Genomic DNA, 24,480 nt, shown 5'->3' on the forward strand with positions numbered 1-24,480 from the left:
ATCCGACTTGCCCAGGCTGGTGCGTCGCCTGATACGTCATGAGAACGATCAGGTGCAGCGGGTTGAGATGCGGGGTGGCGAGGGCGTCGGACTCCCGGGATACGACGGAGTTGTTGAAGCGACGCGGGCGACCTCCTTCGTTCCTGCGGGTCTGAGTGTCTGGGAGATGGGTGTCGACAAGGACCCCGCGGGCAAGGCGACGGACGACTACACGACGCGAACAGCGAACCCGCTCGGGGTCGACATGGCCACGACCACATTCGTGTTTGTCACGCCTCGGCGATGGCGCAAGAAGAAGGACTGGGAACAGAAGCGCCGCGAGGAGGGCAAGTGGAAGGACGTCCGAGTCCTCGACGCAGATGACATCGAGCAGGCGCTCGAGGAGGCGGCGGCAGTTCGTATCTGGCTGTCCGAACTCCTCGACATGCCCGCTCTCGGGGCAGTGACCATCGAAGACTGGTGGCGTGGATTCTCCGGAGGGTTCGACCCGCGGTTGACTCCGGCGGTCGTGCTCGCTGGCCGGGAGAACGAAGCGGCGGAACTGTTGCGTCGTCTCTCGCCGGATGTTGGGAAGACCTTTATCAAGGCGGCGAGTGTTGACGACGGACTAGCCTTCGCGGCCTGCACGATGCTGGCCCAAGAGCCCGACGGCGCAGAGCCGATGCTTTCCCGGTCTCTCGTTGTTCACGACGGGATCACGCTCCGGCGCTTGGACAGCGCGTCCCGACTGTTGATCCTCCTCCCGTACGAGGAGCACTTGCAGCGCGAAGCACAACAGATCGCGAACCACCACGTCGTGTTCGTGGTTACTGAGGGCGACGCGACCATCGAACTTCCGCCGCTCGACCATCTGACGCTGGAGGCCGCCCTACGGGACGCCGGAGTGCCCGACGCGGACTTGAGCCGCTACGTCAGGGCGGGCAACAAGAGCCTCCTGGCTCTTCAGCGTGTGTCTGCCAAGTCGGGGCAGCCCGGCCCTGATGAGTGGGCCAACGACCTCTCGGATCGCCTGGTGCGCAGGGCATGGCTGGCTGGTGCATGGAGCCAGCTACGCAGTGGTGATGTGGAGGTGCTTGAAGCACTCACCGGCGGTCTGCCCGAGGACATTGAGGAGCGCCTCCAAAGCGTGATCCGTCAGCCGGACCCTCTCTTCACGCGAGTGGGATCGACCTGGGCTGTGGTTTCACCCGAGGACTCCTGGCGAACAGCCCGGCATGCCATTCGCGAGGCGGACCTTGAAGCACTTGAACGGGCAGTGCAGACGGTGCTGGCCTCCGTAGACCCAAGCCTCGACCTACCTCCCGATGAGCGCTGGACTGCCGAGATATACGGGAAGGTGCGCGTTCATTCGACGGACCTTCGAAAGGGTCTGGCGCGATCCATCGCCCTGCTAGGCAGTCACGGCGACGAGGCTCGGCTCGCTGGCGGCCGGTCGGCTCGCCAGTGGGCGGAGAGGGTGGTCTGGAGCCTGCTACGACGGGCCAATGAAGACCTCTCTGCCCAACTGTGGGCGTCGATTGAGGACGTGTTGCCGCTACTCGCCGAGGCGGCACCAGACGTCTTCCTACGGTTCGCCGCCGAAGCAGTCAGTGGTGATGACCCACTGCTAGCGAAGTTGTTCCAGGATCAAAGCGACTCATGGCAGGTCAGCAGTCCGCACACGGGACTTCTCTGGGCTCTGGAGTGCGTCGCATGGTCGAGTCACCACCTGGGCTTCGCAACGGAGATTCTGGCTCGGCTGGCCGAGTTGGACCCTGGTGGCAAGTTGTCGAATCGACCGGAAAGTAGCTTGCAAGGGATATTCCGTCCCTGGCTCCCACAGACGTCCGCGCCCGCCGAGACGCGAATCTCGACACTAGACGCGTTGCTCGAACGCCATGAGGACGTGACGTGGAAACTCCTGCTTTCGCTCCTGCCGGAGCACCATGCCGTGGGCATGCCCACCCACAAGCCTCGTTTCCGCGACTGGGCGGGTGAAGGTGAACGCGCCGTCACGTACGGCGAGTACTTCGGGGTGGTCGAAGCGATTGCCGAGCGCGTGCTCCGCCTCGCGGCGGCCGAGCCCGCCCGTTGGACTGAGGTCATTACCGAGTTCGATCGGCTGCCCGAAGCGAGCCGTATTGCGGCGATCGCTGACCTCGAGAACCTCAACACTGAGGGTCTGTCCGAGGACGAGTCCAGGGCGATCTGGAGCGCGCTCGAAGACTTCATTCGTCGCCACCGCGAGTTCCCGGATGCGGATTGGTCCGTCGCCGAGGAGTGGCTCACGAGCCTCGCCGCTATCGCCGACCGCGTACGACCCGCACGCGCCAGCGAACAGCACCGCTGGCTCTTCGATGACTGGCACCCGGACCTAGCCGCGTCACTTCGAGATGACTTCGATGCCCGTGAAAGGGAGGTCGACCTGGCGCGCCAACGCGCAGTAGCGCAGATCATCGCGGAGGAGGGGTTCCCCGCCGTGATGGCGCTGGCTCAGGCCGCAAAGCTTCCGTGGGCGGTGGGTTCGGCGCTCGCCCGGTCGGGAGGGGAGTTCGACATGGAGGCGCTGTCCCTGCTGGATAGCGAGGACACGTCGCTAGTTCAGTTCGCTGACGGGTTCGCGCGTATCCGCGGCGGCCGAGAAGCACCGATGGTTCGCCAGTGGGTCGAACGATTCGACGGGCGGCCTGTTGCTCAGGCCCGTTTGCTTCTGACCCTCGATGACGTCCAGGACGCCTGGGCCATGCTTGCGAACCTTCCCGACGAGGTGGACAGCGCGTATTGGGCCGAGTTTGCGCCGTATGGACGAGGCGCCGACTTCCCACATGCGAGTGAAACGGCTAGACAACTCTTGCGACATGGCAGGGCTGCAATGGCGGTAGACGCCCTAAGTCTGTACGCGAGGCGCGATGCCGTCGAGGTAGACGTCGTGGTGGATGCACTGAATGAGTTCGGGAGCGCGGAAGACCCCGAGGTCGGCCGCGTCTCTGAGCATGACCTCACGACCCTCCTCGATTACTTGCGTGCGCATGATGTCGATGAGTCGGTCCTGGCGCGACTGGAGTGGAAGTTCCTCCCCGCGCTGCATGACGAGTCGCGGGCGAAGTCTCTTCAACGCCTTATGGCGCGGGACCCGGCGTCCTTCGTTCAACTCATCGAATACGCGTTCAGGCCTTCGGATCAGCGGGACGTATCGGAGCCGCCTCGTGTGGACCCGGGACTGGCCGCGAACGCCTATCGGCTTCTGCGGGAATGGCGCAGGGTGCCAGGCACTAACGATGACGGGGTTGTGGAACAGGAAAAGTTGGAGTCCTGGCTTCGCGACGTTCGCGCCCTCCTTAGTGAGACCGGCCACCTCGAACTCGGTGAGCTGCAGATTGGCGAGGTGTTCGCCCATTCGCCAAGCGAGAGCGATGGGACGTTCCCTGCGCGTGCTGTTAGGAACGTCCTAGAGGCGGCGCCCAACGATCGATTCGAGCGAGGCTTCATCATTGGCCTGCACAACAAGCGAGGCGTCACGTCCCGCGGGATGACCGATGGCGGCAAGCAGGAGTACGACCTGGCACAGCAGTACGACACCTGGGCGGAGCGAGTCGAGGCGACTCATCCCAGGACCGCCGGAGCCCTCCGCTCAGTTGCGGACTCGTACCGCAATGAGGGTCGCCGCAATGACGAAGAAGCGAGACGGTTCCTGGAAGGCATGGACCTGTAGGGCAGCCCTTAGGGCTGCGCGACTGTAGGGCAGCCCTACGGCTGCGCGACCTCTATGCCCGTACACGGCGCGGGACGCTATGCGCTTCGGTGTCACACGCCCCCGGGGGAGGCGGTCCCCAAGGGCTGCGGCAGCCGTACGGCATGACGGACCGCCATGTCTCGACCTATGCGGGCAGGATGGTTCCTGTGCACCCGATGAACCTCATTCCCCTCGCCAAGCCTGTTCCGGTGGACGACGCTCGGGACTGGCTCGACCACGTGGCCATCTGGTCTGGTGCTGTCGGTGCTCTCCTTGCCGCATTCGCCATCGGTTACGCCGCGTGGCAATCGGTGCAGACGAAGAAGGACCTCGTGCGTGAACGTCGGCTCGAGTTCGAGTTGGGCCTGCTCGCGGAGATTCGACGCCAGATGTCGATTACCCAGTTTCAGCATCTGTCGGGCTACGTAGGAGCCTTGGTCCGAGACACCCAGGACGAGACCGACATCCCGGTGCTGCGCGCCCTCGTGGGGACGAAGGCCGGGCCGAACGGGCGGCGCCGGCGCGACGAGCTCGCGGATGCAGCGCGCGGACGAGCGGCCGATCCCCAAGCGGACTGGTTGCAGTGTGCGGCGGAAGAGGTAGATGCTGCCATCCAGCGACGACTGGAGGGATGATCCTGCGTGGACGATTCAGATGCGCAGTACCTGCAAGACAATCGGCATATCGCCGAGCGCCTAATGATCCTCTTGCAGCGCCGACGCCTCCTTCGTGATCGCGTGATGGACGAGGACTACGAGGAGTGCCGGAAGTCCGCTCACGACCTTCGTAAGGTCTTCGAGAACGAGATGCTGACGGTCAGGGGAGGCGGCTTCCTGCTCCGCGCGCTGATGGACCTCCAGGCGGCGTGTACGACCTTCGTGAGCGCAGCAGGACGTAAGTCGGAAGCATTCCGCCGCGACGATGAGTTGTTTCGCTACCACCTGATCGTCCTGCGGGAAGTCTTCGCCCAGCGCGTTGGTCTCATCGTCGAAAGGTTCAACCTGGTCGTCACCCCGGAGCTTCAAGGAATCATCGACTTTCGACGGTGATTTCTCCCGAGCGGACGGCGGACGGCGGGCGGCCACCAAACCGCCCGCCTCGCGGTCGGAGGGGACTCAGCCTCGGAAACCCAAAGTTTCGAGCCCAGCGCACGGCGGTCCGAGGGCCGCCCACGGCAACGTGGTGGCAGCCGTGTTCCGCCCCGGGCTGCGCAGCGCGGCCGACGGCGTCGATCGCGTCCTGGGCGGCTCGGCCTAGGTGCGGCGCCGGCTGTCCCGGGCGGGTCTCGACATCGACGTCCACGACTTCCGGATCCAGCAGGTGCTGTGGGGGCTGGCCGGCTTCGGCGTGGCGGCGGCGTACGGGCTGGTGCGGGCGTGGACCCACCCCGGCAACCCACTTCCCCTGCTGGTCGTCTGCGTGGGCGCGTTCGTGTTCGGCGTGCTGCTGCGCGACAACCGCCTCTCGGCCCAGGTCAAGCAGCGCGAGAGCGCCATCGTCGCGGAGTTCCCCACCATCGCCGAGCTGCTGGCCCTGAGCGTGGCGGCGGGCGAGGCGCCGGTCGCTGCGTTGGCGCGGGTCGTCCGGCGCGTGGTGGTGAGCTGTCGCGCGACCTGTCCGAGGTGCTGGCCCGGATCCGCACCGGTGAGCCCGTCGCCGACGCCTTCGACCGGTTGGCGGGGACGTCCGGCGTGGCGGTCGTCGCCCGTTTCGCCCACAGCGTCGCGGTGGCCGTCGAGCGGGGCACCCCGCTGGCCGACGTGCTGCACGCCCAGGCCGCCGACGTGCGCGAGGCGGGGCGGCGTGCGCTCATCGAGCAGGCCTCGCGCAAGGAGATCTTCATGATGATTCCCGTCGTGTTCCTGGTCCTGCCCGTGACCGTGATCTTCGCCTTCTGGCCCGGCTTCGTCGGGCTGTCGCTCAGCTACTGACCAGCACCTCTCGGGAAGGAACCACCGTGCACCACCGACCACCGATCGACCTGATCCGACGACGCTGGGGCCAGCGTGACGACCGCGGCGACGTGCCGGGGTGGGTGCTGGTGACGATCATGACGATCTCGCTGGGCGTCGCCCTGTTCGGTCTTGCCCGACCGCAGTGCTCGCGATCCTCCAAGCGGCGCTCAATTCGGTGCGCTGAGCGATGGCGACCGGCCGGCGGAGGGACGAGCGGGGGTCGGCCCTGGTGGACTTCACCCTGGTCTCGGTCGTGCTGGTGCCGATCGTGCTTGGCATCGTGCAGGTCGCCCTCGTCCTCCACGTCCGGGCGACGCTGGCGGCCGCTGCGTCCGAGGGAGCCCGGCTCGCGGCGACCGCCGGGAGCAGCCCCGGCGAGGGGGTGGCGCGCACGCGGTCGCAGATCGCCGATGCCGTCGGCAGTCGCTACGCCCACGACGTCGAGGTGCGCCGGGTGAGCGTCGACGGCGCGCCGGCCATCGAGGTCATCGTGCACGCGGAGGTCCCGGCGCTCGGCCTCGGCGGCCCGGCCGTCCAGCTCACCGTGTCCGGTCGCGCCGTGCAGGAGGACCCGCGATGAGGAGCCGGCCGCGCAGGAGGGACGAGCGGGGGAGCGGCCTCGTCGAGGTCGTCTGGATGGGTGTCCTGCTGCTCCTGCCGCTGCTGTGGATCGTGGTGTCGGTGTCCGAGGTGCAGCGCGGCTCGTTCGGCGTGAGCGGTGCGGCACGGGCGGCGGCCCGCGCCTACGCGCTCGCGCCCAACGACGTGGCCGGTGAGAAGCGGGCGGTCGCCGTCGCGCGACTGGCCCTCGCCGACCAGGGCCTGACCGATGTCCCGGTCCACGTGCGGGTCACCTGCACGCCGTACCCGCGCAACTGCCACAGCGGGACCTCGGTCATCACCGTCCGGGTCGAGTCGTCGGTGGAGCTGCCGCTCATGCCCGACGTGCTGGGTGGCGGTGCGCCGAGCTTCCGGTTGAGTGCCGAGCAGACCGTGCCGATCGGCCGCTACCGGGAGATCGACCGGGGGCGTCGGTGAGAGGCGCCCGGTGGGACCAGCGCGGCAGTACCACGCCGCTGGTCCTCGCGTTCATGGCGATCATCCTGCTGCTGGTCGCGGTCGTGGTCGACGCCAGCGCCGCCTACCTCGCCCGCCAGCGCCTCGACGAGCTCGCCGACGGCGCCGCCCTGCAGGGCGCCGACCTCGGCGCCCAGGGCCGCGATGCGTACGACGGCGGGCTGGCTCGCGGCCCCCTCGCCATCACGCGGCGCGAGGCCGAGCGGGCGGTCCACGCCTACCTGCGCGAGTCCGGCGCCCAGCACGACCATCCCGGCCTCCGGGCAGCGGTGCGGGTCGAGGGGGACCGGGTGGTCGTCGAGCTGGTCGCCCCGCTGGACCTGCCCCTCGGCGTGCCGGGGATGCCGGCGGCGTCGGTGCGGTCGGTCGGGACCGCGGTGGTGGACCCGGAGGAGTGAGCCGAGCCTCAGCCGCTCGGCCCGAAGCGCTCCACCCGGATCGCACCCGGCTGCACGCCGCAGTCCAGCAGCAGCCCCTCGGCGAAGGCGGCGAAGCGCGCCGACCCGCAGACGAAGGCGAGCTCCGTCCCGGTGAGCAGGGGAGTGAGCTCGTCGACGGTGGGCGGACCTGCCGGTCGCTCGCCGGTGTCGGTGCGGGTCCAGGCGAGCGTGGCGCCGGCGCGGGCGAGCTCCTCGGCGTAGGCCAGCTCCTCCGGCGAGCGCCCGACCGCGACCACGCGGAGCAGCGACGAGCGGCCCAGCCGGCGGGCAGCGCGCGCCATCGCGACGGCGGGGACGACACCGGTCCCGCCGACGAGGCACAGCGCCGGCGTCGTGGTGTCCCAGGTGAACCAGCGGCCGATGGGGCCACGCATCTCCAGCACGTCGCCGACCTCGGCGACGTCGGCGAGGAACTCCGACACCTCGCCGTCGGGCAGCCGCTCGATGAGGAACTCGACCAGCGGGTCGTCCTCGTCGGAGGCGATCGAGTACGAGCGCTGCGCGGTGTAGTCGTCGGGCGCCCTCAGCCGGATCAGGTAGTGCTGGCCGGGCCGGTGGCGGCGCCGGTCCTCCACGTGCATCCGCAGCCGGACCGTCGTGGGGGTCGGGTGGTCCTTCTCGATGATCCGCCCGGTCGTCCAGGTGGTCTCGAGCGCGCGCACGTCGTCGATGGATTCACTCACCGTGTGGTCCTCAATCGCCCTGGTAGCGCTGCTCGAGCCACGGGTCGCCACGGTCGTGGTAGCCGTTGCGCTCCCAGAAGCCGGGCCGGTCGTGCGCCATCAGCTCCAGCCGCGAGACCCACTTCGCCGATTTCCAGAAGTACAGGTGCGGCACCAGCAGCCGGGCCGGGCCGCCGTGCTGGCGGGAGAGCGGCTTGCCGTCGTACTCCCACACGACCCAGGCCTTGCCGTCGACCAGGTCGCTGAGCGGGAGGTTGGTCGTGTAGCCGGTGCTGGAGTGGACCATCACGTACGCCGCGTCCGGCAGGGGGCCCGCCGCGTCGAGGAGCTCGTCGACGCTCACCCCCTTGAAGGTGACGTCGAACTTCGACCACGCGGTCACGCAGTGGATGTCGCCGACGTACGTCGACGCGGGCAGCTGGTGGATCTCGTCCCAGCTCCACGTCGTGGGCCGCTCGACGAGTCCGTCCACGGACAGCGACCAGCTCGCCGTGTCGACGACCGGGGTCGCCTCCGCGGTCAGCACGGGCCAGCCGGCACCGGTGTCGTACTGGCCCGGGGGCAGCCGCCCCTCGTGGCCGCGTCGGCGACCGAGGAATCCACGCGTGACCGGCATGTCTGCTCCTGGGGAGGAAGGACTCAGGCGTCAGCGTGGACTCTAGCGGTCAGGTCGAGCCCGGGTCTCCCGGCGGGCTGTCGGCCTTCACCGCACCCCGCTGGCCCATCGGCCTCTCCGGGCCGACGGTCGTGTCCTCGGCGGTCTGCTGCTCGGCCTCGGCGTTGACCTCGGCGCCGAGCAGGACGACGTACATGGTCAGCCAGAGCCACAGCAGCAGGACGACGACGCCGGCGAGCGCGCCGTAGGTCTTGTTGTACGAGCCGAAGTTGTCCACGTAGAGCGAGAAGCCGAGGCTGGCGAGGAGCCACAGCACCGTGGCGACGACCGACCCGATCGAGACCCAGCGGAACGTGGGGGCGTCGCGGTCCGGCGCCAGCTTGTAGAGCACACCGAGCGCGACCGACATCGCGACGAGGAGGCCGAGCCAGCGGACCACCTCGAGTGCCCAGCGCAGTGGCCCCGCGCCGACGAGGTTGTCCAGCACGGCCGGGGCGACCGCGACCATGCCGACCGCCACCACGACGAAGACGATCGCGCCGAGGGTGAGGCCGAGGGCGAGCGCCTTGCGCTTCACGAAGCCGCGGGTCTCCTCCTCGTCGTACGCGAGGTTCACGGCGGTCATCACGTTGCCGACGCCACCGGACGCGCTCCACAGCGCCAGCACCAGGCTGATGATCAGGCCCAGCCCGAGCGAGCTGCTCGACGTGGTGGTCAGCGCCTCGAGCTGCGTGGTGAGCAGCGAGGCCGCGTCGGACGGCAGGGTCGCGGAGAGCTCGTCGACCTGGCGCTGCACGTCGGCGGGGTCGCGGACCAGGCCGTAGAGCATCACTGCCGCGATCATCGCCGGGAAGAGCGCGAGGAACGAGTAGAACGCCACGCCCGCGGCGAGGAGCGGGACCTGGTCCGACTTCGCCTCCCGCCAGGCCCGCCGCACCACCTGCCACCAGCCGCGGCGCGGGATCTCGGTCGGCTTGTCGGCGTCGGCGCCGGGCACACGGTCCTGGAGGGTCTGGGTGCTCATGGCCGGTGCGGTACCCCGTCGCTCGACGAGCAGAAGGCCCACGAACAGCGGGCCCCGGTCGACGACCGGGGCCCGCTGTCCTGGGGGTGGGAAGGGAACGTCAGTCGTTCGGGTCCTCGTACACCGTGCGCGCCACGGCCGGGGCGTAGCTGTCGTTGCCCGCGAAGCGCACCTCGAAGCCCTGCAGGATCAGCGCGCCCCACCGCAGCGGGACGTCGCACTTCGCGTAGCCGTCGGCGTCGGTGACCGCGGAGCACACGGCCGTGACGCCGCCGTTGAGCACCGGCCCGGTCGTGAACACCAGCTCCTGGCCGGCCAGCGGGGCGCCGTCCAGCCCGGTCAGGGTGGCCTCGACCCGCGAGTAGTTGTCGACCAGCGGGTCCGCCACGTCGTGCGCGACCAGCGTCGGCTGGGCCCGCTCGACGACCTGGAGCAGCACCGGCGACGTGCCGGCCGCGTGGCTCCCGTCGCCCGAGTACGACGCCGTCAGCTCGTGGCTGCCGGCCGCGAAGCCGTCGACCTCGAGCGTCGCCGTGGTGCTGCCGTCGGCGGTGGACAGGTCGGCCTCGCCGAGCACGTCGTCACCGGAGCGGAACACCACCGTGCCGGTGGGTGCGCCGACGCCGGGGGCCGCGTTCGCGACGGTGGCGGTGAGGGTCACCGGGTCGCCGTACACGGACGGGTTGGTGGCCGACGCGATCCCGACGACGGTGCTCACGGCGCCGACCGCCTGGGTGGTCGTGGCCACCTGGCCCTCGAAGTTGAAGTTGCCGACGTAGACCGCGCGGATCTCGTGCTGCCCGGGAGCCAGCCCCGCCGTCGAGTACGACGCCCGGCTGGTCCGCGCCTCCGAGGCCGGGACCAGGCTGGTGGCTCCCAGCAGGGTGCCGCCCCTCCAGAACTGCACCACGCCCGTGGGCTTCCCGGTGGCCGGCGCGAGCGCGGTCACCGTCGCGGTGAAGGTCACCGTCTGCCCGTGGTCGGCCACCGGGTCGTCCGAGGCGAGCGCCATCGACGTGGCGCCCTTGACGACGTTCTGGCCGTTGCCCTGGTCGAGCACGCCGCTGCTGGCCACGAACCGGGCGTCACCGCTGTAGGCGGCGGCGATCCGGTAGGTGCCGGGGGAGAGCGAGCTGAACAGGTTGCTGGTCGCCGCGCCGTCCACGACGGCCACCGGGCCACCGAGGTTGGCGCCGTTGACGGTGAACTGCACCGTGCCCGACGGGCTGCCGGCGCCCGGCGCGACCGGGGAGACGGCGGCCGTGAACCGCACGCCCTCGCCGGACTGCGACGGGTTCGCCGACGACGTCACCATCGTCGAGGTCTGTGCCCGCTGGACCTTCTGGGCGACCGAGCCGTTGCTGCCGCTGAAGGAGTCGTCGCCGTCGTACGTCGCGACGACGGCGTGCTGGCCCACGGACAGGTCGTCGACCGTGACCGACCCGACCCCGCCTGTGGCCGAGCTGACGTCGGCCGTGCCGAGGACGGTGTCGCCGTCGGTGAAGGTGATCGTGCCCGAGGGCGAGCCCGCGCCCGGCGCCACCACGGAGACCTCCGCGGTGAAGGTCACCGGCTGCCCGAAGACCGACACCGGCGCGGAGCTGGTGACGACGGTCCTGGTCGACGCCTTGTTGACCGTGTGGGTGGCGGCGGCCGAGGTGCTGGTGATGAAGTTCGGGTCGGCGCTGAGGTAGCGCGCCTTGATCTCGTGGGAGCCCCGGGCCAGCGTGCTGACCTGGATCTCCGCCGCGCCGTCCTCGAGGGTGGCGTAGTCGCCGGGGACGCCGTCGATCTCGAACTGCACCGCGCCCTGCGGCGTACCCGTCGCCGGGCTGACCGGCGAGACGGTCGCGGTGACGGTCACCGGCTGGCCGACCACGGACGGGTTCGGCGAGCTGGTGACGACGGTGGTGGTGTGTGCGGCCGCGACCTCTTGGTCGAGGCTGTCGGAGCCGCCCGCGAACTTGTCGTCGCCCTCGTAGTTGGCGGTGATCACGTGCTCACCGGCGTCGAGGCCGGTCGCGGGGGAGACCGCCGTGCCGTTGGTGACCGGGACCGGCGCACCGATCGGCTCACCGTCCGCGGCGAACTGCACGGTTCCCGTCGGCTCGCCCGCGCCCGGGGCGACGACGTCGACGTCGGCGGTGAAGGTCAGCGGCTCGCCGGCGACGGCGTCCGGGTTGGACGAGCTCAGCGTCACCGTCGTGTCGGCCCGGTTGACGCCGTGGGTGAGCGCCGCCGAGCTGCTGGAGGCGAAGTCGCCGTTGCCGTTGTACGTCGCCTGCACGTCGTGGTTGCCGGGGCGGAGGTTCGCCACGGTGAGCTCGGCGCTGTCGCCGTCGAGCGGGACGGCGGTGCCGTAGGGCTCGCCGTCGATGTTGAACTGCACGCCGCCCGCGGGGGCGCCGGCGCCGGGGGCGACGACGCCGACCTCGGCCGTGAACGTCACGGCCTCACCGGTGACGGTCGGGGAGCCCGTGCTGGTGAGGACCGTCGATGTCGGCGCCTTGCCGACGACCAGGTCCTTCGTGGAGGCGGTGCTGGTGAGCAGGTTGCCGTCGCCGCTGTAGCGCGCGCCGATCGCGTGCGTGCCGGTGCTGAGCGAGTCGGTGCTCGCCGACGTCGCCGAGCCGCCGCTCACGGTGACCGGGGAGCCGAAGTCGGCGCCGTCGACCGTGAACTGCACCGTGCCGGTCGGGTCGCTGGTGCCGTTGACCCGCGCGACCTGGGCGGTGAAGGCCACCGGCTGACCGTGCACCACGGCAGCGGGCTGCACGACGGTCGTGGTCGACGGGTTCTTCTCGACGGTGAAGTTGCTCGACGCCGTCGAGCCCTTGTAGAAGGAGGTCTGCGCGAAGGACGCCGTCACCGTCGCCGTCCGCGGCGGGCCGGAGACCGGCAGGCTCGCGGTCGCGACCCCGTTGGCGTTGGTGGTGCCGTTGACCGACGTACCACCGGACAGGGTGAAGGTGACCGTCCGGCCGGGCAGCACGGAGGCCGCCAGGTTCGGGTCGGTCAGCGTGGCCCGCACCGTCACCGAGGTGTTCTGCGGTCCCTCGGTGGCGCCGGAGTAGGCGAGATCGGTGACATTGTCGATCGACACCGAGCGGTTGGTGGTGGTCGTGCTGTTGGTGCAGTAGAGGAAGCCGGAGCGCTTCCGCTCGATCGCCCGGGCGGTGTAGGCGCCGTTGGCGTAGGCGTGGGTGTCGACGGTGGCGCTCTTCGCGCCGGTGCCGCCCTGCACGCTCTCGAACACGACCGTGCCGCCGCTGTTGATCAGCTGCAGGGTCGTCTGCGGGCTGCTGCCGCTGAGGCAGCCGGTGCCGTCGGAGGCACCGCTCGCCGAGAGGGTGGCGTTGCCGCGGAGCACGGCTCCGTTGGCGGGCGCCGTGATGTCGGCGCCGGCCGGCGCGGCCAGCAGCACCGGGGTGCCGATGGCCAGCGCCGACGCCGCGACGAGGGAGATCAGTCTGCGCACGGGAGTTCCTTTCACCATGGCCGGACTCACTTGAGGATGGCGCCGCGCGCCGTGGACGAGAGGTGGTTGGCGTCCCCGAGGAAGGTGGCCGTGTAGCCGCCGTTGAGGACCAGGGCGACCAGCTGGGACCCGGCGTTGCACGTGGCCGCGCCGGCACCGTTGGTCACCGAGGTGCACACGACCTTGGCGCCGACCTTGAACTCCACCGGTACGCCGGCGAGCGGGCCCGCCGAGGTCGTGACCGTCGCGCGGAGCTGGCCGAGCGGCAGGCCGAGCGGGGTCACCTTCACGACCGCCGCCTCGGCGGTGGTCGTCGTCGCGCGCTTGGCCACGGTGACGTCGACGACGGCGGACCCGCTGCCGTCGTGCACCGCGCTGCCGCCGTAGACCGCCCTCAGGTGGTGGGCGCCCGCCGGCAGCGCTGCCGTGGACAGTTGGGCCGAGGCCGCACCGCCCGCGGCCGGCCCCACCGGCACGGAGCCGATCTCCTCGCCGTCGGCGAGGAAGGTGACCGATCCCGTCGGGACGCCGAGGTCGCCGTTGGCGGGCGAGACCAGCGCCGTGAGGACGAGGCCGTCGCCGTAGGTGACGGTGGTCGCCGAGACGCTCAGCCCGGTCGTGGTCGCCACCTTCGCCACCGTCTGGGTGAGCTCCTCGAGCTGCGGGCGGAAGTGGACGTCGCCGGAGTAGAGCGCCGTCACCGCGTGCGTGCCGGGCGCGAGGTCGCCGACGGCGATGCTCGTCGCCGCGCCGTCCTCGAGCTCGACCGCGTCGCCCAGCGGCTGGCCGTCGACGGAGAACTGGACGAAACCGGTCGGTACGCCGGTGCCGGCCTGCTGCGAGGAGACCTCGACGCTGAAGCGCACGTCGTCACCGACCTGGGCGTCCGCGTCGGTCGACGACAGCGCCACGTCGACGCCGGCCGCGGCCACCGTCTGGACGAGGATGTCGCCGCTTCCTGCGTAGCCGGGGGCGGGCGTGAAGGCCGCGATCACCGTGTGGTCGCCCGGGTCGGGCGAGGCGAGCGTCGCGCTCTCGGCGACCCCGTTGGGACCGACCGCGACCGCGCCGCCGAAGTCCTGGCCGTCGACCGAGAACTGCACGGTCCCGCCCGGGGCGCTGTCGTCGGCCGCGGAGACCTCGGCGCGGAAGGTGATCAGCTCGCCGTACGTCGACGGGTTGGTGCTCGACGTGAGCACCGTCGACGTCGCGACGACCGCCGTGCCCTCGATGACCGTGTGGCTCACCGGGGCCGAGCTGCTGCCGCGGTAGTCGTCGTCACCCGCGTAGCGCGCGCTGAGCTGGTACGAGCCCGGCGCGAGGTCGGACACCGCGAGCACGGCGGTCCCGCCGGAGAGCGGGGCCGAGCCGATCGCGTCGGTGCCGGCGTAGAAGGTGATCGTGCCGGTGGCGTCGCCCGAGCCCGGGCTGACCGCCGCGACCGTGGCCGTCAGCTCGACCTCCTGGTCCTGCAGCGACGGGGAGGGGCTGGCGAGGAGGGCGAGCGTGGTGTCCGCCTTCGCGACGTCCTGCCCGACCTGGTCGGAGCCGGACTGGTAGCCGCCGCTGCCCGAGTACGCCGCAGCCAGGGTGTGGCTCCCGGCCCTCAGCGAGGTCAGCGGCGGGAAGGTCGCCGAGCCGTTGGTCAGCGCGACCGGGGCACCGGTCGCGGTGCCGTCGACGAGCAGCTGGACGGTGCCGCCCGGCGTGCCGCCGCCGGGAGCCTGGACCGCGACGGTCGCGGTGAGGCCCACGGCCTCGCCCGTCACGGTCGAGGAGTCCGACGCGACGAGGGTGACCTCGACGGCCGCCTTGCTGACGGTCACCGTGCGCGGCGCCGCCGAGCTGGGGCCGAAGACGTCGTCGCCGGTGTAGGTCGCGACGACCGGGTTGCTGCCGACCGGCAGGTCGGTGACGGTCGTGCTGGCGTTGCCGTCGGGGCCGACGGGGGCGCTGCCGACCTCCTCACCGTCCACGGTGAAGACGACCTCGCCGGTGGGCGTCCCGGTCGCGGTCGCGACCGTCGCGCCCAGGGTCACCGGCTGCCCGGTGACAGCGCTCACCGGGTCGACCGACGACGTGGTCGTCGTCGGCTTGAGCGGCTCGCGGACCCGGAAGGTCACCGCCGCCGACGTGCTGGTCGCGTGGTCGGCGGTGCCGTTGTAGACCGCGACGACCGTGTGGTCGCCGAGGCCGAGCGTCGAGAGCGCCGCGCTGGTCGCCTCACCGTCGGCGAGCGCGACGGCGGAGCCGAAGTCGGAGCCGTCGACCCGGAACTGGACGGTGCCGGCGGGATCCCCGCCGTGCGTCGGCACGACGCTCGCGTGGAAGCGGACCGGGTCGCCGATGGTCACGACCGCGGGGTCGGCGCTGACCGTCGTGGTCGTCGCGATGGCGCCGACCGTGAAGGCCTCGCTCGTCGAGGCGGGCTCCAGCGTCGCGTCCCCGGCGTACGACGCCGAGACGGTCGCGCTGCGCGGGGGACCGGCGACCGCGATGGTCGTCTCGGCCACGCCGGCGGCGTTGGTGGTGGCGTTCGCCGTGGCGCCACCCGAGAGCGTGAAGCTGACCGTCCGGCCGGACACCGCGCCGCCGGTGCGGTCGGTGAGCGTGGCCCGCACGGTCGCCGTACCTCCCTGCGGGGCGGTCAGGTCGCCGGTGTAGGCCAGCGTGCTGCAGGCCTTCGGCGTGACCACGAGGGTCGCGGCTCCGGTCGCGCCGCCGGCCGAGGCGACGACGCCCCAGCTGCCACGGGCGCCGGCCTTCTGGAGGCCGTCGGACTCGGCGGGGGCGGCGACCGTCACGCTGTAGTTGCCACCCGAGGTGGTGGTCGCGCTCGCGGTGATGCTCGCGCCCGGCGTCACGGGGGACTTGTCGAGGAAGAGCGAGACCGGGACGCCCGCGGCGCCCGTGCTGAGCTTGCCGCTCACGGTGACGTCACCGCCCGCGCAGGACAGCGACGGGGTGATCGTGGTGGTGAGGGTCGTCGACGGAGCCGGGGTGCTCGACGACGACAGCTTGCGGTCGAGGGTCAGCGTCGCGCCGTCGAGCGGGAGCTTCAGGTACTCCTGCGCGTCGTTGCGGTGCACCGGCGACCACCAGTGCGTGCTGACCAGGCTGCCGTCGGAGCTCTGCGTGTGGACCCGACGGGTCGCGATGCTGCCCGCCGGCACGCTGGCCGTCGCGTTGGTGACCGCGGCCGGGGCGTCGAGGGAGAAGACCCCGTCGAAGGTGTCGGCCCCGCTGCCGTAGCTGCCGGCGTCGTACGTGAAGCCGCCGGTGTAGTCGACGTCCACGTCGCTCTGCCACGACTGGCCCGCCTCCACGGGGAAGTCGATCGCGCGCCACCCGCCGCGCGGGGTCATCTCGAGGTCGACCGCCGCGGTGATGTTGGTCGAGATGATCGAGATCGACGCCTTGGCCCGGAGGTCCTGGTGCTGCTGCTCCTGCAGGAGGGCGAGGTCGGAGCGGCGCACGTAGCGGGTGCCGCTCACCGACCCGGAGAAGTTGCTGAGGGTGGCGTTCCCGACGCCGTCGACCTGGGCGCTGCCGCCACCGCCGGTGATCGTGCCGGAGATGTTCAACTTGTAGGCGCTCTGCCCCTGGAAGGTCTCGACGCCGGCCACCGTGTAGGTGACGTTCTCGTTGATCGTGACGTCCGCGGTGTCGCCGGTGTAGCGGAAGCTGGTCTGGTAGGTCCACGCCCACCCGGTGCTCCACACCGCGACGTCGTCACCGCTGGCCTGCGCGGCGAGGGCGGGCGTCGTACCGGCCCCGACGAGCGTCGCGACCACGGTCGCGAGGACGCTCAGCCAGGCCATCCGTCGCCGGAAGTCGCGCGCCGCGCGGCGGCGGCTGGGCTGGAGGGTGCTGTCGTTCGGCGCAGGGAGCATGCGTCACCGTCCCGTGAGTGGGGGGTGCCACCCGAGAGGGACGGGCACGGGAGCCCGTGTGGCGGAGGGAGTGGCGGGAGTCAAGCAGGTTGTGACGGGGCCCACATCCCTTTTCTGAAAGAAGTTCACCTTTTTTCACCAAGGCCTTGGCGAACGGCTCGTTTCGCTGCTCCTGCCGCAGGGTGCGTAACCTTGCACCTTGTGGCTGGACCCGACTACGACTCCGAGATCAAGCAGCTGACTGCGACGATGCACACCATCGAGCAGGTCCTCGACCTGCCGAAGATGGAGCAGGAGATCGCGGACCTCGGCGTCCAGGTCGCCGCGCCCGACCTGTGGGACGACCAGGACAACGCGACCCGGGTGACCGGGCGCCTGTCCTCCCTGCAGGGCCAGGTGGAGCGCTTCCGCGGCCTCCAGCAGCGCATCGACGACCTCGCCGTGCTGGCCGAGCTGGCGGCCGAGGAGGGCGACGCCGACACCCAGGCCGAGGCCGACGCCGAGCTCGACCGGATCAAGAAGGCCGTCGAGGGCCTCGAGGTCCGCACCCTGCTCTCCGGTGAGTACGACGAGCGCGAGGCCATCGTCACGATCCGCTCCGGCGCGGGCGGCGTCGACGCCGCCGACTTCGCCGAGATGCTGATGCGGATGTACACCCGCTGGGCCGAGCGCAACAAGTACCCCGTCGAGGTCTACGACATCTCCTACGCCGAGGAGGCCGGCATCAAGTCGGCCGAGTTCGCGATCCACGCGCCGTACGCCTACGGCACCCTCTCCGTCGAGGTCGGCACCCACCGCCTGGTCCGGATCAGCCCGTTCGACAACCAGGGCCGCCGCCAGACCTCCTTCGCCGCCGTCGAGGTCGTGCCCCAGCTCGAGCAGACCGACGAGATCGAGGTCGACGAGAACGAGATCCGCGTCGACGTCTTCCGCTCCGGCGGCCCCGGCGGCCAGTCGGTCAACACGACCGACTCCGCGGTCCGCCTCACGCACATCCCGACCGGCATCGTGGTCTCCTGCCAGAACGAGAAGTCGCAGCTGCAGAACAAGGCCGCCGCGATGATCGTCCTCAAGGCCAAGCTCCTCGCGAAGAAGAAGGCCGAGGAGGCCGCGCTCAAGAAGGACCTCAAGGGCGACGTCGCCGCGAGCTGGGGCGACCAGATGCGCAACTACGTCCTCAACCCGTACCAGATCGTCAAGGACCTGCGCACCGGCTACGAGACCGGCAACCCGCAGCCCGTCTTCGACGGCGAGATCGACGGCTTCCTCGAGGCCGGCATCCGCTGGCGTCGCGGGGCGGACAACGCCTCCGACAACTGACCTGGTCGGTCGGGGGTGCGCTCAGCGCTCCAGGTCGGCCGCGTCGAAGATGACCTCGGCGACGGCGAAGGCCACGACCGCGCCCAGGGCACCGACGACCTCGCTGGCGAGCAGCAGGCCCAGGGCCGTGGCTGCGCCGACGCTGCGCCATGCCCAGCGGGGGAGCGGGAAGCCTTCTTGCACAAAGTCATTCAACTCGATCGACTTTGATTGGTAAAGGCGTGGCTTCGGGTCCGTTCATAGCCAGACCGTCGGGTGCAGGGTCTCACTCGTATCGGGTGGAGTGCGGTGCTTGAGCTCTGCCGCGCCAGTACAGCCCCCAGGTGGCGCGCACCTGTCGCAGGACGCCCTGCGTTCGCAGTTCGCGTCGGAGGGTTCGGCTGGCATTCGGGTGCATGTAGCAATAGGCGCGGACCCAGATGGAGGGATACTCCGCCTCCGCCTGCTCCTGTCGCTCGCGCTCAGCCGCGATTCGAAGTGCTGACAGGGGAGTTGAGGGATTGGTGAGCGCCCAACTCGTCTCGCCTGAGCGGACGAGTTCCTCAAGTGCGTCAGGTGGCATGTTCGGATTGCCGGAGGCCCATAGGCGCACTGGCGGAACAGGGTCCCTCGCCAACTCGCGTAGCCGGTCCGGGCTAGTGCTCAAACGCCTGGCCTCAAGTACACGCAGGTACGCCTCGTGTCGTTCACGTGGTGTTCGCGTATGGCGTTTGCTCACTGGACCATCTTGCCGCTCCGCTTCTGTTGGACTACGCGGCTACGGCGCTCAGAGATGGTGGCGCGCCTGACGGCGGCGGGTGTCGGGCGTGTTGCTGCCGGAGTGGAGTGCCCCGACCGCGGGCAGCCGCAATCAGAGGCACGGGGCCTGGCGCGGACGTCGTGGGCCTTACCTGTCGCGCGGGCCAACCGGGTCCTCTCAACTCGAAGCACCAGGTGCTCGTGCCCAGGGAGTCCCGGGCGTCGCCGTGGCGCTCCTTCTACGACGCTTGACCTACCGATCGTCACGGTCTCGAGCCCTGCCGTCGACGCCGGCGCGGAGCGCTCGTCCCTGCCGCACTCCGTTGTCCACAGCCTCGAGCAAGCATCTTGGATCGAACATATGTTCGAGTATCATACGGGTATGGCAGCGCAGCTCACGGCAGAGGAGGTCCGGTCGTTCGTCGACCGAATCACCGCTGGCGTGTGCCCGGACGACCCGGCCGCGCAGATCGACGTGATCGCGGCGCTGGAGACGTTGAAGTCCGCGGCGGCTGCTGTGCAGGCCGAGGCGTCGGTGGTGTACGACGCCCGCCGCCGCGCCGACGAGGCAGCGGCCGGGGTCCAGGCGGCCCGCCAGGGCCGTGGTGTCGCCTCCGAGATCGCGCTCGCCCGTCGTGAGTCACCCCACCGCGGGCAGGTCCTTCTCGGTCTGGCGAAGGTGCTGCACTCCGAGATGCCGCACACCCTGGCCCGCCTGCGCGACGGATCGTTGTCGGAGTTCCGGGCGATGCTGCTGGCGCGGGAGACGGCTTGTCTGCCGATCGAGCTGCGGATGTTCGCCGACGAGGAGACCTGTGCCGACCCGGCCGCCCTCGACGGGGTCGGGACGAGGGAGTTGGTCGGCCGGATCCGCCGGCTGGTGGCCGAGCTCGACCCCGCCGCGGTCGCCCGCCGCGCCCGCAAAGCACAAGCCGACCGCAACGTGACCGTCCGCCCGGCGCCGGACACGATGACCTACCTGACCGCACTGGTCCCGGTCGCCCAAGGGGTCGCGGCCTATGCCGCGCTCCGCAAGGCAGCGGAAGCGGCGCGTGCCGCGGGCGATCCCCGCAGCCTGGGGCAGCTCATGAGCGACCTGATGGTCGCTCGGCTCACCGGCGTCGCCGACACGGGTACCCCCGAGGCGGCGCCGGCGGTGCCGGTCACGGTCGACGTGGTGATCTCGGACGAGTCCCTGGCCGGTGGCCACGCCCCTGCGGAGGTCTCCGCGGACGGCGTACCAGCCGAGGTGGTGCCGCCCGAAGTCGCCCGCAACCTCCTCGCCCAGGCCATCAACCAGCCGTCCGACAGCGAGGTGATCAGCTGGTTCCGGTGCCTGTACCGCAACCGTCTCGGCCGGCTGGTCGCGATGACCACCCGATCCCGGTTCCACACGAAGGCGATGGGTGAGTTCCTCGCCCTGCGCGGTGCCGGGATCTGCGCCACCCCGTTCTGTGATGCCCCGGTCCGGCACAACGACCACATCACCCCGGTCGCCGACGGTGGCGACACCACGGCCGACGACGGCCAGGGGCTGTGCCAGGCGTGCAACCACGCCAAACAAGCCCCGGGCTGGCGACAACACCAGGTCGGGCACCCCGTCGACCGTCACCAGGTCGAGACGATCACCCCGACCGGCCACCGCTACACCGCCACCGCACCCGCCCCACCCGGCTGGCGAGAACCCCGCTACGTCCAGACCGGCCCCGGCCGCTACCAGCTCATCGCCTGACAGGGACGAGCTGGAAGACCCTCAGAATGGGCCAATGGTGCGTGGCTCTTCGCGGCCGCGGGCCAGACGGTCCGCCTTGGCCAGGGCGTCAGGCAGACGATGGCTGCCAGCCATCGCGGCGACCAGGCGCGCGGCGTTGTCGAGCGACACGCCTCCGGCGGTCGTGACGTAGAGGGGCCGTGTGGCCGCGCCACGGATCACTTCGATTGCGTGGGTTGCTGAGTGGAATGACGTCTTCGCGACGCCGATCACCGGAATGCCGAACGCTCGAGCCGCATGCGCGCCGAGCCCGGGGCGGCCCTTCGGGTCGAGGGTGGCGTAGCCGTCGACGAGCAGGAGGTCGACGGGCGGCGCGGACGTCAGGACGGCCTGGATGCACGGCAGCTCACGCTTGTAGAGCGCGCCGGATTCGTAGGGGAGGGTGCGGGCGATCCTGACCACGTGCTCGGAGGTCACTGTCGAGCAGGTGCTGTCCTCGCACACGATCAGCGCGGCGCGCCCTCCGCCGTCACCGTCGTAGTGGACGTCGACGGCGCCCACCCGCGTCACGCCGTCCATCGCTCCACCCTAGAAGGCGCGTGCGCCAGGACGCGTCAGCGCGGCACCACCCGCGCCGACGCCGCACTGAGCGGACCCCACCCGACCGCATTGCGGGCCCGGACCCGGACCACCCAGCGTCCCCGCGGCAGCCGCAGCGAGACCCGGTGCGTGCCGGCTGCCAGGGTGCGGGCGCTGGCGCGAGCGACGACGCGTCCGGTGACGCCGATCCGGTAGGCCGTGATCTGGTAGCCCGTGATGGACGTCCCGCCGGTCACCGCCGGAGGCGTCCAGCGCGCGACGATCGTGCGGATCCCGCCGCGGGTGCCCGGCAGCGCGCGCGGCCGGGAAGGGGCGCCCGGTCGGGTCGCCGTGGTCGTGGGCGGCGGCCCGACCACCGGGGGCTCGTCGCCCGGCGGGTCGTCGCCGGGCGGAACCTCGCCGGCGCTGCAGCCCGTGACGGTCAGGCGGTAGGCCCCGAGGCTGCCGTAGTCGTCGTACCCGATGGACGGCCAGGTGCTCGGGCTGGTCGTGCCGGAGCCGATGCCCTTGACGACGACGTGGTACGGCCCGCCGCTGAGGGTCCGGGAGAAGCCGGCGTCGAGGCCGGTCACGCCGGACGTCATCCGGTTGGTCGCGGTGGCAGCCGAGGTGATCAGGGTGCCGGTGGGGCCGCGCAGCTCGAGCCCGATGTCGAGGTTGCCGCCGACCGATGCCGGGTCGGCGTGGACCGTGACGGTGCCGGAGCAGTCGGTGACGGTGATCCAGTCCTCGTCGTCGCGGGTGGTGATGACGCCACGGCCGCCGGACAGGGCGGCGAGGGGGACCGCGGTGGCGACGGAGTCACCGGCCTCGTCCGCGCGGAGGGTGACGCCGTTGGTCTGCGCGACCGCGAGGTCGTCCTCGTGGTTGTTGGCGTTCGCGTAGTCGCCCTTCGACCACTGGGTGACCCCGGCCGAGTAGGGGCTGCCCATCAACGGTCCCCACAGCGACGTCCCGCCGTAGTAGCCGCTCGTCGTGGTGCCGTCGTGGCCCAGGCCGAGCGTGTGCCCGGCCTCGTGGCTGCCGGCCTCGGCCATGCTCTTGGCCCGGTTGCCGAGCGAGCTGGGGAACACCCACGCCGGGCTGCGCGTCTCGCCGCCGCTGAGGATCGCGTCGAAGGTGCCGATCCACGCCAGGCCGCCGCAGGCGCTCCGGCACAGCGCCGCCGAGATCGACGTGCCGGACGAGAACGCCACGCGCGTGCCGTAGCTCGTGTCGCCCGAGGAGCTGCGGAACAGCCCGCCCGACGCCGGCTCCTCGGTGGTCACGTCGATGTCGAAGGGCGCGAAGTCCTCCGCCATCCGCGCCCACACCTCGATCACGGTCGCCCGCTCGGAGTCGGAGAAGGCCGCCGAGCCGTCGAGCGACCACCCGGGGAAGAGCAGGGTGCTGAGGCCCTGGAGCAGCCACGAGTTGGTGGACAGCAGGCTGCCGCCGTCGAAGTCGAGGAAGATCTTCTGCGCCGCACCGGGCCGGCTGTGCAGCGCGAACGCGTCCGCCTCCGTGTACGACGCCAGCGCGGTCGCCACCGACCGGCTGGTCACCGTCGGGGTGCTCGGCGGGGGACCCCACTCGTCGAGGTAGAAGCTGCCGCCGTCCTCGGTCACGACGAGCCCGGGCGGGGCCGGGTCGGGACCGGTGGAGTCGTCGGCGGTGGCCGGCATCGCCAGGCCCGCCACCGAGACGGCCACCGAGACGGCCAGCGAGGTCAGGGCGAGCAGGCCGGATCGCAGCATGCCTTCCCATCGGCGCGCCCGGTGTGCGGCTGAGCGGGGACCGGGTCCCGTCGCGGGTGGGCCGAAGGGATCAGGAAGGCACGACGGACGCCGCTTGCGCGACGGCGACGCACCAGCGTCCGGCCCGGTCGACGAGGTCGGCCTCGGTGGCGCCGACGCCCTGGGTCAGGGTGCAGGTCAGCCAGGCGTCGCCGAAGAGCCCGCGCCACGAGACCGTGCGCTGCTCGCCGCTCGTGCAGGTGGTCGCCACCGACGGGGTGCCGAACGCGGCGGCTCCCGCGGTGGTCGTGCAGCCCCGGGCGGGGGCGGCCTTGGCGAGGGCCTGGGCGCGGGTCCGGGTCACCGGGGGAGCGAACACCCACGCCCGCGCCTCCGCGCCGGAGCCGGCGAAGGCACAGCCGTACTCGTGCGCGACGTCGCCGCCGGGCACGGCGGCGGCCTTCTCGCCGTTGCCCCAGGCGGTCAGCTCGCCGTCGCCGCCGAGGGCCTCGGCCACGGCCTCCTTCGCCACGAGCTCGCAGAACGGGGCGCGCCGCACGACGGCGGTCGTGCTGTCGAAGTCGGCGAGGTCGGTGCCCTGGTAGACGGCGGCCTTCGGGGTCGGCGTACGGTCGCCGGCCACGCCCACGCCGATGCCCACCGGCACCAGGGTGAGGAGCGCGGAGAGCCCCAGCGCACGGACGACGGTCGACACGTCGGACCACCCTAGATGACGCTCCCGAATGTGACGCACCGGACGTGAGGGGTCCGCAGGGAGCACAGGTGGGTCGCGTACCGTCTTGTCAGTGATTCGCTTCGAGAAGGTCACCAAACGCTATGCCGGTCCGGGCCGTCCTGCCCTCGACCAGGTCACCCTGGACATCGACAAGGGAGAGTTCGTCTACCTCGTCGGACAGTCCGGCTCCGGGAAGTCGACCGCCCTGCGGCTGGTCCTCCGTGAGCTGCGTCCGACCTCCGGCCGGGTCTACGTCGCGGGCAAGGAGATCAACCGGATGGCCGGCTGGAAGGTGCCCCGGCTGCGTCGCCAGATCGGCACCGTCTTCCAGGACTTCCGCCTGCTCCCCAACAAGACCGTCGCCGAGAACGTCACCTTCGCCCAGCAGGTGATCGGCAAGTCGCACCGCGAGATCAGCAAGTCGGTCCCCGAGACGCTCGAGCTGGTCGGTCTCAAGGACAAGGCCGACCGCATGCCCGACGAGCTCTCGGGTGGCGAGCAGCAGCGTGTGGCCGTCGCCCGCGCCTACGTCAACCGGCCGATGATCCTCATCGCCGACGAGCCGACCGGCAACCTCGACCCGCAGACCTCGGTCGGGATCATGAACCTCCTCGGTGACATCAACCAGACCGGTACGACGGTGGTGATGGCCACCCACGACCACGGGATCGTCGACCAGTTCACCAAGCGGGTGATCGAGCTGGAGAACGGCAAGGTCATTCGCGACGAGGCCGGCGGCAGCTACGGCTTCCAGCACCTCGACAACCAGCAGGAGGGCTGAG

19 protein-coding genes are annotated in these 24,480 nt (G+C 71.0%); 10 read left to right on the forward strand and 9 right to left on the reverse strand.

Annotation, left to right across the window (positions count from 1 at the left end):
* Nucleotides 1-52 precede the first annotated feature (52 nt).
* The 7 genes from BJ993_RS17000 to BJ993_RS17030 all read left to right on the forward strand — a co-directional run bounded on the left by BJ993_RS17000 (nt 53) and on the right by BJ993_RS17030 (nt 7,142).
* Nucleotides 53-3,691 carry a hypothetical protein gene (locus tag BJ993_RS17000; RefSeq protein ID WP_179650142.1) on the forward strand — a complete coding sequence of 1,213 codons (3,639 nt, stop codon included), beginning with the start codon at nt 53-55 and terminating at the stop codon, nt 3,689-3,691.
* 143 nt (nt 3,692-3,834) lie between these two features.
* Nucleotides 3,835-4,347 carry a hypothetical protein gene (locus tag BJ993_RS17005; RefSeq protein ID WP_179650143.1) on the forward strand — a complete coding sequence of 171 codons (513 nt, stop codon included), beginning with the start codon at nt 3,835-3,837 and terminating at the stop codon, nt 4,345-4,347.
* A gap of 6 nt (nt 4,348-4,353) precedes the next feature.
* On the forward strand, nt 4,354-4,761 hold the full coding sequence (locus BJ993_RS17010) for a DUF6650 family protein (protein WP_179650145.1): 408 nt from the start codon (nt 4,354-4,356) through the stop codon (nt 4,759-4,761).
* 573 nt (nt 4,762-5,334) lie between these two features.
* A complete protein-coding gene (locus tag BJ993_RS26030; RefSeq protein ID WP_308645609.1) occupies nt 5,335-5,643 on the forward strand; it encodes a type II secretion system F family protein in 309 nt (102 codons plus the stop codon).
* Nucleotides 5,644-5,896: 253 nt separating this feature from the next.
* Nucleotides 5,897-6,247 carry a TadE family protein gene (locus BJ993_RS17020; RefSeq protein WP_308645610.1) on the forward strand — a complete coding sequence of 117 codons (351 nt, stop codon included), beginning with the start codon at nt 5,897-5,899 and terminating at the stop codon, nt 6,245-6,247.
* Nucleotides 6,244-6,705, forward strand: coding sequence for a hypothetical protein (locus BJ993_RS17025; RefSeq protein WP_179650149.1), 462 nt, complete (start codon nt 6,244-6,246; stop codon nt 6,703-6,705). The genes BJ993_RS17020 and BJ993_RS17025 overlap by 4 nt, the downstream gene beginning before the upstream one ends.
* Complete coding sequence (locus BJ993_RS17030; protein ID WP_308645611.1) at nt 6,702-7,142, forward strand: pilus assembly protein TadG-related protein; 441 nt, start codon at nt 6,702-6,704, stop codon at nt 7,140-7,142. Before BJ993_RS17025 ends, BJ993_RS17030 begins: the two co-directional genes overlap by 4 nt.
* An 8-nt stretch (nt 7,143-7,150) precedes the next feature.
* Here the strand turns inward: BJ993_RS17030 and BJ993_RS17035 are convergent, their stop codons facing one another.
* The 5 genes from BJ993_RS17035 to BJ993_RS17055 all read right to left on the reverse strand — a co-directional run bounded on the left by BJ993_RS17035 (nt 7,151) and on the right by BJ993_RS17055 (nt 16,878).
* Nucleotides 7,151-7,867 carry an FAD-binding oxidoreductase gene (locus BJ993_RS17035; protein WP_308645612.1) on the reverse strand — a complete coding sequence of 239 codons (717 nt, stop codon included), beginning with the start codon at nt 7,865-7,867 and terminating at the stop codon, nt 7,151-7,153.
* Between the two features lie 10 nt (nt 7,868-7,877).
* Nucleotides 7,878-8,483 (reverse strand): sulfite oxidase-like oxidoreductase, encoded by a 606-nt coding sequence (locus tag BJ993_RS17040; RefSeq protein ID WP_179650151.1) that lies wholly within the window; start codon nt 8,481-8,483, stop codon nt 7,878-7,880.
* Between the two features lie 49 nt (nt 8,484-8,532).
* Nucleotides 8,533-9,507: a YihY/virulence factor BrkB family protein gene (locus BJ993_RS17045; RefSeq protein ID WP_179650153.1), complete on the reverse strand. Its 975-nt coding sequence runs from the start codon at nt 9,505-9,507 to the stop codon at nt 8,533-8,535.
* Between the two features lie 100 nt (nt 9,508-9,607).
* Nucleotides 9,608-12,985, reverse strand: coding sequence for an Ig-like domain repeat protein (locus tag BJ993_RS17050; protein ID WP_179650155.1), 3,378 nt, complete (start codon nt 12,983-12,985; stop codon nt 9,608-9,610).
* A gap of 26 nt (nt 12,986-13,011) precedes the next feature.
* Nucleotides 13,012-16,878 carry an Ig-like domain-containing protein gene (locus tag BJ993_RS17055; protein ID WP_179650157.1) on the reverse strand — a complete coding sequence of 1,289 codons (3,867 nt, stop codon included), beginning with the start codon at nt 16,876-16,878 and terminating at the stop codon, nt 13,012-13,014.
* A 201-nt stretch (nt 16,879-17,079) separates the two neighbouring features.
* Between BJ993_RS17055 and prfB the strand changes: the two genes are divergently transcribed.
* The gene (prfB, locus tag BJ993_RS17060; protein WP_036548244.1) at nt 17,080-18,198 is read left to right on the forward strand and encodes a peptide chain release factor 2; all 1,119 of its coding nucleotides are present in this window, start codon (nt 17,080-17,082) and stop codon (nt 18,196-18,198) included.
* A 21-nt stretch (nt 18,199-18,219) separates the two neighbouring features.
* On the opposite strand, the gene BJ993_RS17065 is transcribed toward prfB, so the two are convergent.
* The gene (locus tag BJ993_RS17065; RefSeq protein WP_179650159.1) at nt 18,220-18,381 is read right to left on the reverse strand and encodes a hypothetical protein; all 162 of its coding nucleotides are present in this window, start codon (nt 18,379-18,381) and stop codon (nt 18,220-18,222) included.
* A gap of 937 nt (nt 18,382-19,318) precedes the next feature.
* Between BJ993_RS17065 and BJ993_RS17070 the strand changes: the two genes are divergently transcribed.
* On the forward strand, nt 19,319-20,668 hold the full coding sequence (locus BJ993_RS17070; RefSeq protein ID WP_179650161.1) for an HNH endonuclease: 1,350 nt from the start codon (nt 19,319-19,321) through the stop codon (nt 20,666-20,668).
* Nucleotides 20,669-20,689: 21 nt separating this feature from the next.
* On the opposite strand, the gene BJ993_RS17075 is transcribed toward BJ993_RS17070, so the two are convergent.
* The 3 genes from BJ993_RS17075 to BJ993_RS17085 all read right to left on the reverse strand — a co-directional run bounded on the left by BJ993_RS17075 (nt 20,690) and on the right by BJ993_RS17085 (nt 23,677).
* A complete protein-coding gene (locus BJ993_RS17075) occupies nt 20,690-21,226 on the reverse strand; it encodes an endonuclease V (protein ID WP_179650163.1) in 537 nt (178 codons plus the stop codon).
* A gap of 35 nt (nt 21,227-21,261) precedes the next feature.
* Nucleotides 21,262-22,983, reverse strand: a complete 1,722-nt coding sequence (locus BJ993_RS17080) for a fibronectin type III domain-containing protein (protein WP_179650164.1) — start codon at nt 22,981-22,983, stop codon at nt 21,262-21,264.
* Nucleotides 22,984-23,053: 70 nt separating this feature from the next.
* Nucleotides 23,054-23,677, reverse strand: a complete 624-nt coding sequence (locus tag BJ993_RS17085; protein ID WP_179650166.1) for a hypothetical protein — start codon at nt 23,675-23,677, stop codon at nt 23,054-23,056.
* Between the two features lie 91 nt (nt 23,678-23,768).
* Here BJ993_RS17085 and ftsE point away from each other — a divergent pair, with 91 nt between their 5' ends.
* Nucleotides 23,769-24,479 (forward strand): cell division ATP-binding protein FtsE, encoded by a 711-nt coding sequence (gene ftsE, locus BJ993_RS17090; RefSeq protein WP_179650168.1) that lies wholly within the window; start codon nt 23,769-23,771, stop codon nt 24,477-24,479.
* Nucleotide 24,480 lies beyond the last annotated feature (1 nt).

This window comes from Nocardioides aromaticivorans (assembly GCF_013408525.1).
GTDB classification, from domain to species: Bacteria; Actinomycetota; Actinomycetes; order Propionibacteriales; family Nocardioidaceae; genus Nocardioides; species Nocardioides aromaticivorans.

What these genes read in the sequence shown, in the direction of transcription:
- BJ993_RS17075 (WP_179650163.1), bottom strand. Translation starts at nt 21,226, where the DNA reads ATGGACGGCGTGACGCGGGTGGGCGCCGTCGACGTCCACTACGACGGT.
- BJ993_RS17045 (WP_179650153.1), bottom strand. Translation starts at nt 9,507, where the DNA reads ATGAGCACCCAGACCCTCCAGGACCGTGTGCCCGGCGCCGACGCCGAC.
- BJ993_RS17040 (WP_179650151.1), bottom strand. Translation starts at nt 8,483, where the DNA reads ATGCCGGTCACGCGTGGATTCCTCGGTCGCCGACGCGGCCACGAGGGG.
- BJ993_RS17080 (WP_179650164.1), bottom strand. Translation starts at nt 22,983, where the DNA reads ATGCTGCGATCCGGCCTGCTCGCCCTGACCTCGCTGGCCGTCTCGGTG.
- BJ993_RS17005 (WP_179650143.1), top strand. Translation starts at nt 3,835, where the DNA reads ATGACGGACCGCCATGTCTCGACCTATGCGGGCAGGATGGTTCCTGTG.
- BJ993_RS17070 (WP_179650161.1), top strand. Translation starts at nt 19,319, where the DNA reads ATGGCAGCGCAGCTCACGGCAGAGGAGGTCCGGTCGTTCGTCGACCGA.
- BJ993_RS17055 (WP_179650157.1), bottom strand. Translation starts at nt 16,878, where the DNA reads ATGCTCCCTGCGCCGAACGACAGCACCCTCCAGCCCAGCCGCCGCCGC.
- BJ993_RS17025 (WP_179650149.1), top strand. Translation starts at nt 6,244, where the DNA reads ATGAGGAGCCGGCCGCGCAGGAGGGACGAGCGGGGGAGCGGCCTCGTC.